The sequence below is a fragment of the Streptomyces sp. NPDC087300 genome, from assembly GCF_044744425.1.
GTDB lineage: Bacteria > Actinomycetota > Actinomycetes > Streptomycetales > Streptomycetaceae > Streptomyces.
In genome coordinates this window covers 206,676-219,183 of sequence record NZ_JBIUYI010000005.1, presented here as the reverse complement: position 1 = coordinate 219,183, position 12,508 = coordinate 206,676, and the positions used below count along the sequence as shown (strand labels likewise).

Sequence of the window (12,508 nt, the reverse complement as noted above, 5' to 3'; positions counted from 1 at the left end):
GTGCCGACGGCAGCGCGGCAGTTCCGTTTCCCGGTGCCCGGCGGCGCGGCGCCGGGCACCCGCCCCGTCAGGGCCTGGCCCGCTCCGGGCTCCCGCGCGCCGGCGTCCCGCGCCACTCGACGAGCCGCAGCTCCTCCTCGCGCGTGCAGTCGATGCGCCGCATCGCGGCCTTCAGGAGCGGTGGTGCCATCACGGAGGTGACCACCGCGACCAGGACGACGATCGTGTACGTCCTGGTGTCGAGGATGCCGAGCCGCAGCCCGACCATGGCCACGATGACCTCGATGACGCCCCGGGCGTTCATCCCCGCGCCGAGCGCGAGCGCCTCCCAGCGGCTCAGCCTGCTCAGCCGCGCGCCGATGTAGGCGCCCACGAACTTCCCGACGATCGCGACGGTGAGCACGATCAGGGCGGCCCCGAGCACCGCGGGCTCCGCCAGGGCCCGCAGGTCGATCCGCAGCCCCGCCGTGGCGAAGAAGACGGGGGCGAGGACGGCGAGGACGACCATGCGCAGCGACGCCGTACGGGACCGGTCGAACTCCCCGCTGGAGCCGATGAGCATCCCGCAGAGGTACGCGCCGAACACCGCTTCGAGGCCGAGTGCCTGGGTGCCCGCTGCCGCGAGGACGATCATCGCCGCGGCCGTGGAGACCGTCCGCTCCTCGGAGCCCTTGCAGAGCCGCAGGGCACGCCGTACTAGCGGCCGGCCAAGCAGCACCGCGACGACCAGGACGAGCGCGAGGGAGCCGATGGCGTGCCCGAACACCCCCGCGGTCAGGCCGCCCACGGTCATCGCGGAGACGACGGAGAGCATGAGCCAGCCGAAGGTGTCGTCGATCATCCCGGCGGCCAGGGTGAGCTGGCCGACGTCGCGGTGCATGAGGTTCATGTCCATCAGCGTCTTGGCGATGACCGGGATGGCACTGACGCACATGGCCACGCCCATGTAGAGCGCGAACAGCTGCCGGTCGGACGAGCCGATGTCCAGCATCCGGGCCAGTGGATAGCCGAGGCCTATGCCGAGCGCCAGGGGCACGAGGAGACCGGCGAGGCTGACGCGCAGCGCGGTGGCGCCCCTGCGGCGGATCATCCGCAGGTCCATCTCGATGCCGGTGAGCCCGACCAGGAGCAGCACCGCGATCTGCCCGACGGCGTCCAGGAGGTGGACCTGGGCGGGGTCAGCGGGCAGCAGCCAGGCGCTGGCGCCGGGCGCGAGCCAGCCGAAGAGCGAGGGCCCGAGCAGCACGCCCGCGCCCAGCTCGCCGACGATCGCGGGGAGCCCGCAGCGGGCGGCCAGTCTGCCCAGCAGGATGGCGAGCAGCAGCAGGACGCCGACCTGGAGCAGGAAGACGAGCAGCGGGTGCGCGGCGATCGGCGCGACGGGGGCGGCGGCGAGCACGTCGCCCGCCGTCGCCGGGTGGCCCGTCGCCCCTGCGGAGTCCGGTACCACCCTCACCGCTCCCTTTCCCGGCCCGCCCGGGAGTCACCGACGGCCGCGGGGACCCCTGGTGGCCACTCGCCGTACCTACGGAAGCCGTAGAGCAGGGCGCTCTCGCGCCCGAAGCCGCGGAAGCGCTCGACGGCGCGCACCGTCCCCACGACGATCACGTGGTCGCCCGAAGGATGGGTGCGGGCCACGGTGCACTCGGCGACGGCGTGCGCGGCCTCGATCAGGGCGGGGCTGCGGGTGTGTCCCACGGGCCGCCAGGCGACCTTCTCGAAGCGGTCGGGCGCGCCCGATGCGAACAGCGCGGCGACCCAGTCGGCCTCGCCGTGCAGCAGGTTCACCGCGAACGCCCCGCTGGCGAGCACCGCGCGCAGCGTGGGGCTCTCCGTGCGCAGACACGTCAGGAGCGTCGGCGGGTCCACGCTGAGGCTGCACAGCGACGAGCACGTCATGCCCCGGGGCGCGGCGCTGCCGTCCCTCGCGGTCACCACCGAGACGCCGGTGGGGAACGATGCCATCATCTCGCGGAACTCGGTGTCCATCCGTTCCCGTTCCTTCCCCTCGACCACCGGACCGGTCATGCCCCTCGGTCACACCCCGTCGCGCATCCGGCGGAAGTACTCGTTCTGGGTGGGCAGCGTCCGCACCAGGTGCCGCGCCTTGTCCCGCACCGCCTGGAACTCGGCGAGCGCGTCCTTCTCGTCGATGAGGTCGAGGGCGGGCGAGGGACGTACGTCGATGGCGCCGGTGCCGAGCAGGATGCAGTTGTACGAGTAGGGCGGCAGGCCGTGGTAGCGCGGGTACACGGTGCCCGCGTCGGGGACCTTGCTCTCCCACTGCTCCAGGCGCTCGGCCAGCGCGTCGGGCACGGCGCGGGTCTTGGTGTCCCGCCAGTACTTGTTGTCGGCCCGCTTGGCGCCCCGGTAGTGCAGGCACAGGAACTCCCGTACGCCGTCCATGACGTTCATCAGGGCGCCGTTGTACTGCTCGCGCAGGGATCGGTCCCAGTCGGCCGCCGGGTAGTACTTGACCAGCTGCTCGATCGCGTAGTGGATGAAGAAGATCCCGGTGGACTCCAGCGGCTCGACGAAGCCGCTGGACAGGCCGATGGCGACGCAGTTGTTGACCCAGGAGCGGCGGCTGCGGCCGATGCGCATCCTGATGTGGTTGGCGGGCACGTCGGCCGCGGCGGGTCCGACGAACTCGCGCAGGGTGCGTTCGGCCTCCTCGGGGTCGATGTAGTCCCGTGCGTAGACGTAGCCGGTGCCGAGCCTGCTGATCAGCGGGATGGTCCAGATCCAGCCCGCGTCCTGGGCGGTGGCGGTGGTGCACGGCCGCAGCGGGTCCTTGTCCATGTCCATGGGCACCTGGAGGGCGACCGCGCTGTCGTTGGGCAGCGTGTCCTGGTAGGACACGAAGGGCTCGGCGAGCGCCTTGTTGAGGAGCAGTCCGCGGAATCCCGTGCAGTCGACGAAGAGGTCACCGCCGAGGCGGCCGTGTTCGGCGGTGGTCACGTGGGTGAGCCAGCCGCGCTCGTCCTGGCCGACGTCCACGACGTTGTCGACCACGTGCCGCACGCCGCGCTCCGTGGCGTACTTGGTCAGGTACTTGGCGAGCAGATGCGCCTCGAAGTGGTAGGCGTAGGGGAATTGGGCGCCCTGGTACTCGGCGATGGTGTTCGGCAGGTCGTCGGACTCGACGAACTCCTGCTCCAGGAGCCGGTTGTCGAGGTAGCGCGGGCTGCGGTTGGCGTCGATCAGCGAGGCCATCACGAAGCAGTCGGTGTCGAACCGCTTGCTGGTCGGGTAGCGCAGCCACCAGTCGGTCAGCGGGAATCCCTTGACCGACCGCAGCTGTTCGAAGGGGTGGTAGAAGTGGTGCCCCGGTTCGCGCCAGTTCTCGAAGCGGACCGCGAGCTTGTACGTCGCGTTGCAGGCGGGCATCCAGTCCTGTTCGGCCAGGCCGAGGAACTCGAAGAAGTGCCTGATGTCGCTGAAGGTGGCCTCGCCGACGCCGATGGTGCCGACGTCCGCCGACTCCACCAGCGTGATCTTGACGCGGTTGCCGAACGCCGCCGTCAGATACGCGGCGGTCATCCAGCCCGCCGTGCCGCCGCCGACGATGACGACGTCGCGCACGGCGGACGCCGGGTCCTGTGTCCGTGTGCCGTTGGTCGCTGAGCCGTTCATGATGTCCCCACCCCTGTCTCCCTGTTGAGCACGACGATCTCCTCGGTGGTGCGCGCCCTCTTCTGTCACCAGGCCACCGGCAGGCTCTCCACGCCGTACGCGGTGGACCTGATCCGGAACGCCACCTCCCGCGCGGGTTCCGCGAGGCGGAGCGCGGGGAAGCGGCGCAGCAGCGCCGCGAAGGCGATCCGCAGTTCCTGCCGGGCGAGGGCGGCGCCCAGGCAGTGGTGGATGCCGTGGCCGAAGGCGACGTGGGCGACCGGCTCGCGCGTGAGGTCGAGTCGGTCGGGCAGCGCGGTGAGCGCCGGGTCGCGATTGGCCATCGGGATCGAACAGACGACGGTGTCCCCCGCCTTGACGTGCCGGCCCGCGACGGTGACGTCCTCCAGGGCGGTACGGGGCGTGGGGGCGTGCGGCACGGACAGGTAGCGGAGCAGTTCGTCGACCGCCCGGTCCAGTTCCGCCGGGTCGCGGCGCAGGGCCGCGAGCTGGTCGGGGTGGTCGAGCAGGGCCAGCGTGCCCAGGCCGATCATCCCCGAGATGTTGTCGAGTCCCGCGAGCATCAACAGGACGCAGACGCCGCGCAGTTCCTTGTCGGTGAACTCCTCGCCGTGGTCGCGCACGAGCATGCCGATGAAGCCCTCGTCGGGGTCCGTGCGCTGGCGTGCCACCAGGGCCGCGAGATAGCGGGTGAACGCGCTGCCCGCCGCCGCGCGCCGCTGCCGCTGTCCTTCGGCGAGGTGGGTGTGGCAGCGGCGCAGGAAGTCGTTGCGGTCGTCGCGGGGCACCCCGATCAGCTCGCACAGGACGGCGCCCGCGATCGGCGCGGCGAACTGCGCCACCAGGTCGGCGGGCGGCCCCGCGCGCTCGACGAGATCGAGGCGCTCGGCGACCAGCGCCTCGATGCGCGGTTCGAGCCTGCGCATCCGCCGGTGGGTGAACTCCGGGGTGAGCATCTTGCGCAGCCGGGTGTGGTCGGGCGGGTCGTAGTCCATGAGCTGCCCGACGGCCTCGTCGGGCCGGTGGTCGTCGGTGCCGGGGGCCCGCGAGCCGACGCGGCGGCGGGTGGAGAAGCGGACGTGGTCGCCGAGGACCTGGCGCACCTCGTGATAGCCCGTCACCAGCCAGACGGTGCCGCCCTCGCCGCGCGGGTCGTCCTCGATCCTGATGACGGGCTGCCCCGCGGTGAGCGTGCGCAGCTCGTCCGCCGGGTCGAAGCCCGTCCTGCGGGTGTGCACGGGGATGGCCGCGCGGTCCTGTGCCATGTCGTCTCCTACCAGGCCACGGGCAGCGTCTCGACGCCGTAGATGCCGGTCGGCGCCTTGTAGCGGAGTTCCTCCGGGGGTACGGCGAGGCGCAGTCCGGGGAAGCGGCGCAGCAGCGCGGGCAGCGCGATCCGCAGCGTCAGCCTGGCCAGCGGCGCGCCGAGGCAGTGGTGGATGCCGTGCCCGTAGGCGACGTGGCTGGTGTCCTCGCGGGTGATGTCGAGGTCGTCCGTCGGGCCGCCGGGGCAGCGGGCGCGGTTGGCCGCGAACAGCGAACAGATCACGACGTCACCCGCCTTGATCTGCTGCCCGGCGAGGGACACGTCCTCCAGGGCGGTGCGCGGTGAGGCGGCGGTGACCGAGGTGTACCGGGTCAGCTCCTCCACCGCCGCGTCGGTCAGCTCCGGCCGCTCGGTGAACAGGGCGAGCTGGTCGGGGTGGCGCAGCAGCGCGAGGATCGCGAGGCCGAGGGTGCCGCCGACGTTCAGGACGGAGGGCGCGAGCAGCGTGGCCACCGTGCCGGCCAGTTCGTCGTCGGTCAGCTCCGCGCCGTGCTCCTTGATCAGCGCGCTGATCAGGTCGTCGCCGGGGCGGCGGCGCTTTCGCTTGATGAACGTGCCCATGTACGCCATGTAGGCCTTGCCCGCCGCCATCCGCCGTTCCCTGGAGTGCACCTCGGTGCGGCTGATGTCGAGGTTGCGGGCGAGTTCGGCGTGGTCGTCGCGGGGGATGTCGAAGAGGAGGCAGCCGACCAGGCTCGGGATGGGCGCCGCGAAGTGCCTGATGAGGTCGGCGGGCTGCCCGGCCCGTGCCAGGGCGTCCAGGTGGTCCGCCACGATCTCCGTGATCATCGGTTCCAGCCTGCGCATCCGCCGGTTGGTGAACTCCGGCGTCTGCATCTTGCGGAGCCTGGTGTGGTCGGGCGGGTCGTACTGGAGCAGGTTGCCCGGCTGGACGAGCCGCCGGGAGTCGGCGTCGGTGTCCGCGGGCGGCAGGGAGCTGAACCGGTCCGCGTCGCCGAGGACCGCCCGTACGACGTCGTGGCCGACGGCGAGCCAGGTGCGCTCCGAGGTGCCGGGGACGTCGAACTCGACGAGCGGGGTGTCCCTGCTCATCAGGGCCAGTTCGGGGATGGGGTCGATCCCGTCGCGTTGTTCGTGCAGCGGTACTTGGGACAGCTTGGGCATGGTGGTCTCACTTCCCCCTGGTGCCCGCGGCGGCCGCGGCGCGGAGCTTGTCGGCGACGACGCGCCCGATGTGCGCGGCGGCGGCGGGCTGGAACAGGTCGTAGTGGCCCGCGTCGACGTCGTGGGTCTCGACGGCGCCCCCGATGTAGGGCACCCAGGTGGCGGCGGCCGCGTCGGTCGGGAGCTCGGCGGGCCGGTCCCCGGTGGCGATGAAGAGGAGCAGGTCGCCGCCGTAGCGGGGCGGTGTGTGGTCCGGTGCGAACGCCGCCGCGTTGCGGATGACCTTCTGCATCTTCTTCAGGAGTGCGCCGCCCACGCCCATCCGGACGGCGTCGATGTCGCCGGGCATCGCGCGGTCGGTCTCGTCCGCCCCGCCGGCGGCGGGGCGGCCTCCGGCACCGTCCTCGGGAGGCCGGCCGTCCGAGGAGACGACCCTGCCGACGTTCCCGGGGTAGGCGTCGAGCACCGCGAGCAGGCCGACCTCTTCGCCCTGTTCCTCCAGGCGGGCGGCGATGGCCTGGGCGATCAGACCGCCGAGCGAGGAACCGAGCAGGTGGTAGGGGCCGGTGGGCTGGACGGACCTGATCTGCTCCAGGTAGTCCACCACCATGTCCTCGACGCTGCCCGGCATCGGCTCGGGCGCCCCGAGCCCGCGGGCCTGGAGTCCGTAGACGGGCTGGTCGGACGGCAGGTGGCGCAGCAGGTTGCCGTAGCTCCAGCTGAGTCCCATGGCCGGGTGCACGCAGAACAGCGGCGGACGTTCGCCCTCCTCGCGCAGCGGAAGCAGCACCGCGAGGTCGCCGTGTCCGCCGCCGGTGCGGCGCGGCGTGCCGGTGGTCTTCCGGTCCCGGTCGGCGGCCGCGTCCCGCAGGGTGAGCAGGCCGGTGGCGGTGCGCCTGGCGCGTTCGCCGGTGCGCAGCATCCGTTCCCCGCCGCTGCCGAAGGGGCAGGCGACGAACCGTTCGCCGGTCGGCGCGGCCCCGTCGGCGTAGCCCCGGGCCAGGGCGGTCCCCGCGAGGTACACGTCACCGACCACGCCGGGCGGGACCGGGCGCAGGAAGTCGTCCAGGACGAAGACGCGGGTACCGGCGATCGGCGTCCCCGAGACGGGCACCGCCGGTGTGGGCTCGCCCGCGGGGGTGCGCCGGTCGAGCCAGGCGCCCACGGTCTCGACGGGGGCGTCGGCGTCGACCGGCACGGCGTGCTGCCCGGTGCCGAGCCGGACCGTGCCGCCCGCGCGGAGCGCGGAGAGCAGCGGCGTGGCCAGCGTGACTGCGGGCGCGCGGACGTCCAGGAACACGTCGTCCCCGGCCTCGGTGGCGGGTGTCCGGTGCGCGGTGTGGTGGGCCAGCGCCCGGTGTTCGATCACCGCGGCGCCGCTCCGGTCGTTCAGGGGCAGGACGAGCGCGGCGTGGCCGGGGCGTGGCGCCGTGCCGGCGCCCAGGGGCCCGGTGGGCTGCCCGGCCGGTGCGGGCGCGTCGGCGCGGAGCACCGGGGCGCCCGCGTCGACGGGCAGGCGGGCCGCGGTGTCCGAGGCGCAGATCAGCGCGGCGGCCCTGCCCTCGCGGCCGAGGACGCCGATGGCGTCCAGCGGCCCTTCGGGGGCGGCGGGCAGGCAGGCGGCGCCGCAGGCGAGCACGCCGAGCAGTGCGGCGGCGAGCCCGGTGGAGGGCGCGAGGGCCACCACGACGACGTCCTCGGGTCCCGCGCCGACCGCGGTCAGCCTGCGCTGGAACGCCCCTGCTGTTGCGGCAAGTTGGGCGTAGGTGAGGGTGGTGTGCGGATCGGCCACGGCCACGGCGTCGGGGGTGACGGCGGCGCGCTCGGCGATGAGGTCGACCACGGTGCGCTCCGGGAGCCGCGCGGCCGTGGTGTCGCCCGCCGCGGCGAGGATCGCGCGCAGTTCGTCGTCGCCGAGGAGTACGTCGATGTCGCCGACGCGGGCCTCGGGTTCCGCGGCGACCTGTTCGAGGACGCGGACGAGGCGCTGGGCGAGCGCGGTGGCGGTCTCCGGGTCGAAGAGCTCGGTGGCGTACCGCAGCCGCCCTTCGATGCCCGCCGGGGTGCCGTCGGCCAGGTGGCGCTCGGTGAAGCTGAACGTCAGGTCGAGTTCGCTGGCCTCCGCTCCCGTGGCGACGCGGGTGGTCTGGAGGCCGGGCAGTTCGGAGGGGTCCCACTCCTCGGTGCCGTCGTCGCGCACGTCGAGCAGCACCTGGAACACGGGATGGCGGGCGGCCGAAGGCGGCGGCGCCAGGGCGTCCACCAGGCGGGCGAAGGGCACTTCCTCGTGCCGTCGGGCCTCGCGCCCCACCTCGGTCACCCGGTCGAGCAGTTCCCGGAAGGTGGGGTTGCCCGAGGTGTCCGTCCGCAGGACCAGCGGCCCGGCGAAGGGGCCGACGACGCCCTCCAGGTCGCCCTCGTTGTCGCGGCGCGGCAGCACGGTGCCGAGCAGGATGTCGTCGCCCGCGCCGAGCCGGGTGAGCAGCAGCGCGAGGGCGGCGTGCAGCACGGCGAAGGCGGGGGCGCCCGCGGGTTCGGCGGCCTCGGTCAGCCGCTGGTGGGTGTCGGCGTCCAGGCGCAGCGGCACGGAGTCGGCCCGGTGGGACGCGAGCGCGGGGCGCTCGCGGTCGAAGGGCAGGTCGGTCTCCGGGTCCGCGTCGGCCAGCGCGTTCTTCCAGTAGGCGAGTTCCTCGCCGATGAGGCCGTCCGGCTCCTGCTCGCTCTTGAGGAGTTCCCGCTCCCACAGGGCGTAGTCGGTGAACTGGAGGGGAAGCGGGGCCCGTTGCGGAGCGCGTCCGTCGCGGCGTGCTCCGTAGGCGGCTCCCAGGTCGCGTACGAGGATGTCCAGGGACAGGTCGTCCGCGGCGATCCGGTGCACCACGAGCAGCAGCACGTGTTCGTCGGCGGAGAGCGTGAACAGGTGCTGCGTCCAGGGCGGTTGGTGGGCCAGGTCGAAGGTGTGGGCCGCACGGGCGGTGACCAGGTCGGGCAACTCCGCCTCGGTGACGTGCTGTTCGGTCGGCACCGGGCGGGCGGCCTCGGTGTCCAGGACGCGCTGGTGCAGAGCGTCGCCGCGGTCGCCGCCGAAGGTGGTGCGCAGGATGTCGTGCCGTGCGGCGACGTCCGCGAGCGCGGCCCGCAGCGCCTCCCGGTCGAGTTCGCCGCGCAGCCGCAGCGCCACCGAGCTCTGGTGCGCCGCGGTGTCGCCGTTGAGCCGGTCCAGCAGCCAGGTGCGCAACTGGCCGGCCGATACGGGCACTTCGTCGGGCATGTCGTCGGCGGGTTCGAGGACCGGGCGTGCCTTGGCGGTCAGCATGCGGGCCACGCCCATCGGCGTCGACTCGCCGAAGAGCCGCCGCATGCTGAGTTCGACGCCGAACTCCTCGCGGACCCGGGCGACGAGGCGCATCGCGAGGCCGGAGTCGCCGCCGAGGTCGAAGAAGTTGTCGTCGACGCCGACCCGTTCGAGGCCGAGGATCTCGGCGAACAGGGCGCACAGGGCCGTCTCGGTCTCGCCCTGCGGCGTCCGGTCGGAGACCCGCTCGGCGAAGTCCGGTGCGGGCAGCGCGCGGTGGTCGACCTTGCCGTTGCGGGTGAGGGGCAGCGCGTCGAGGACCGTCACCGCGGACGGCACCATGTACTCGGGCAGGAGTCCCGCCGCGTGCTCGCGGATCTCCCCCAGGTCCGCCTTCCCGCCGTCCCGCTCGTCGGGCACGACGTAGGCGGTCAGGCGCCGGTCGCCCGGCCGGTCCTCCCTGACCACGACGGCGGCCTGGGCGACCGCGGGGTGGGTGGTGAGGACGGCCTCGACCTCGCCCGGTTCGATCCGCAGGCCGCGGATCTTGACCTGGGCGTCGGCGCGGCCCGCGAACAGCAGCTCGCCGTCCGGCGTCCAGCGCGCAAGGTCCCCCGACCGGTACATCCGGGTGCCGTCGGCGAAGGGGCAGGCCACGAAGCGTTCGGCGGTCATCCCCGGCCGCCCCGTGTAGCCGCGGGCCACGCCCGCCCCGGCCAGGTACACCTCGCCGGTGGCGCCCGCGGGCACCGGCTTCAGGAAGCCGTCCAGGACGTAGACGCGGGTGTTCCCGAGGGGACGGCCGATCGAAGGGGCTTGTCCTGAGGGCGAGTTGCTGTCGTCGAGAGGGATGGCGGTAGAGATGACGGTGGCTTCGGTGGGGCCGTAGGTGTTGCACACGCGGGCCCGGCCGGTCCAGCGGCTCGCCAGGTCGGCGGTGAGGCGTTCGGCGCCGAGCACCCAGTTGCGTACGCCCGGCACGTCGGCCGGGTCCAGAAGGGCGAGCAGCGAGGGGACGACGCTCGCGGTGGTGACCCCGGCCGTGTCGATCATCCGCGCGAGGGCTGCGGGGTCGGTGCGTTCGTCCTCGGTGGCGATGGCGAGGGTGCCGCCGGCGGCGAGAGTGGTGGCGACGTCCAGGACGGCCGCGTCGAAGCTGAAGGAGGCGAACTGAAGGGCGGTGACGCCTTCGTCCATGGCGAGGAAGGGCCGCATCGCCTCGGCGAGGTTGACCACGCCGTGGTGCGGGACCGCCACGCCCTTGGGGCGCCCCGTCGACCCCGACGTGTAGATGACGTACGCCAGTTGGCCGGGCTCGGTGAGTACGGTCGGCGGTCCCGCGGGTTCGGCGGCGATCGCCTGCTCGGCCTCGTCGACGGCGATCACGCACGCCTTGCCCGCCTCCACGCCCGCCTCCACCGCGGCGAGGGTGCTCTTGGTGCCGAGCACCACCTCGGCGCCGCTGTCGTCGATCATGTAGGCGAGCCGGTCCGCCGGGTGGCCCGGGTCCAGCGGGACGAACGCTCCCCCGGCCTTCCACACGGCGAGCAGCGCGACCACCATGCCGGTCCCGCGCGGCAGGCACAGGCCCACGCGGGTCTCGCGGCGCACCCCTGAGCCCGTCAGGTGGTGGGCCAACTGGTTTGCGCGGCGGTCGAGTTCGGCGTACGAGAGCGTGTCCGGCCCGCACCGCACGGCGACGGCGTCCGGCGCCCACCTGGCCCGCTCGTCGAAGGCGTCCACCCAGGTGCCGGGCGGCAGGGCGCGGGCGGTGTCGTTCCACCGGTCGACGATCGTGGCGCGCTCGTGCGGCGCCAGGACGTCGATGTCGCCGACCCGCGCCGTCGGGTCGGCCACCATCTGTCCGATGACCCGCACCACCCGGTCGAAGATCGCGTGTGCGGTGTCGCGGTCGAACAGGTCGGGGCGGTAGTCCAGTTTGAAGCGCATCCGCTCGCCCGGGGTGACGACCAGGGTGAGCGGGTAGTGCGAGGCGTCACGGGACATCCCGGAGGGCCGCATGGTGAGCGCGTCGACGCCGGGGGCGCCGCCGGGCGGGTGCGGGAAGGACTCGTAGAGGACCAGCGTGTCGAAGACGGCGCCGGGTCCCGCGAGCTTCTGGATCTCCAGGATCCCGACGTGCTGGTGGCCGATCAGCGCGGTCTGCCGCTCCTGGAGCCGGGTGAGCAGGGCGGCCACGGACTCGGCGCCGTCGAGGCGTACGCGCACCGGGAGCGTGTTGATGAGGAGCCCCACCATGGACTCCACGCCGGGCAGTTCGGCGGGACGGCCCGCCGTGGTGCTGCCGAACACCACGTCGGTGCGGCCCGCAAGACGCGCGAGGACCAGCGCCCACGCGCCCTGGATGACGGTGTTCGCCGTCAGCCCCTCACGCCTGGCGAGTGCGGTCACGCCCCGCGAGAGGTCCTCGGGCAGATCGGCGATGACGTGTTCGGGGAACTCGGGGATCCGGGTCGGGTCCGCGGGCACCACGAGGGTCGGCTCGTCGGCGCCCGCCAGCTCGGTGCGCCAGGCGGTGCGCGCCGCCTCCTTGTCCTGCCGGGCGACCCAGGCGACGTAGTCCCCGTACGAGGCGGCCCTCTTCAGCCCGGAGGCGTCGCCGCCCGCCGCGTACACGGCGGAGAGCTCGCCGAGCAGGACCGGCATCGACCAGCCGTCCATCAGGATGTGGTGCAGCGTCATGACCAGCTGGTGCCGGTCCTCGCCGACCTTGACGAGGAGCAGTCGCAGCAGGGGTGCCGCCGCCAGGTCGAAGCGCCGGGCGAGTTCGCCCTCGGCGAGGCGCCGTGTCTCCTGCCGCGCCTCGGCCGCCGCGAGACCCGAGACGTCCGCCTCGGTCCACGGCAGCGTCACGTCGCGCACCACGACCTGCACCATCTGCGCCCCGCTCACCGCGCGGAAGCAGGCGCGCAGCGCCGCGTGCCGGGCCACGAGGGCCTGCCACGACGCGCGCAGCCTGGCCGCGTCGAGCGGGCCTTCGATGTCGAGCGCGGACTGCACGGTGTAGACGTCGGGCCCCTGGTCGGCGAGGCCGGCGTGGAACAGCAGCCCCTCCTGCAGCGGTGAAAGCGGCCACACGTCCTCGACAAGGGATCGGGTCATCG

General features: G+C 73.4%; 6 protein-coding genes. All 6 read right to left on the bottom strand.

Translation table 11 applies throughout. The features are described from left to right. Positions 1-67: 67 nt before the first annotated feature. The 6 genes from ACIO9J_RS21215 to ACIO9J_RS21190 all read right to left on the bottom strand — a co-directional run bounded on the left by ACIO9J_RS21215 (position 68) and on the right by ACIO9J_RS21190 (position 12,506). Positions 68-1,456, bottom strand: a complete 1,389-nt coding sequence (locus ACIO9J_RS21215; RefSeq protein WP_402001571.1) for a cation:proton antiporter — start codon at positions 1,454-1,456, stop codon at positions 68-70. After that, positions 1,453-1,989: a flavin reductase family protein gene (locus ACIO9J_RS21210; protein ID WP_402001568.1), complete on the bottom strand. Its 537-nt coding sequence runs from the start codon at positions 1,987-1,989 to the stop codon at positions 1,453-1,455. The genes ACIO9J_RS21215 and ACIO9J_RS21210 overlap by 4 nt, the downstream gene beginning before the upstream one ends. A 48-nt stretch (positions 1,990-2,037) precedes the next feature. Continuing rightward, positions 2,038-3,636: a tryptophan halogenase family protein gene (locus ACIO9J_RS21205; protein ID WP_402001565.1), complete on the bottom strand. Its 1,599-nt coding sequence runs from the start codon at positions 3,634-3,636 to the stop codon at positions 2,038-2,040. A 65-nt stretch (positions 3,637-3,701) separates the two neighbouring features. Beyond that, on the bottom strand, positions 3,702-4,901 hold the full coding sequence (locus ACIO9J_RS21200; RefSeq protein ID WP_402001562.1) for a cytochrome P450: 1,200 nt from the start codon (positions 4,899-4,901) through the stop codon (positions 3,702-3,704). 8 nt (positions 4,902-4,909) lie between these two features. Further along, entirely contained in the window at positions 4,910-6,088 is a 1,179-nt protein-coding gene (locus tag ACIO9J_RS21195; RefSeq protein WP_402001559.1) for a cytochrome P450, read from the bottom strand. Positions 6,089-6,095: 7 nt separating this feature from the next. Then, on the bottom strand, positions 6,096-12,506 hold the full coding sequence (locus ACIO9J_RS21190; RefSeq protein ID WP_402001556.1) for an amino acid adenylation domain-containing protein: 6,411 nt from the start codon (positions 12,504-12,506) through the stop codon (positions 6,096-6,098). Positions 12,507-12,508: the final 2 nt, after the last annotated feature.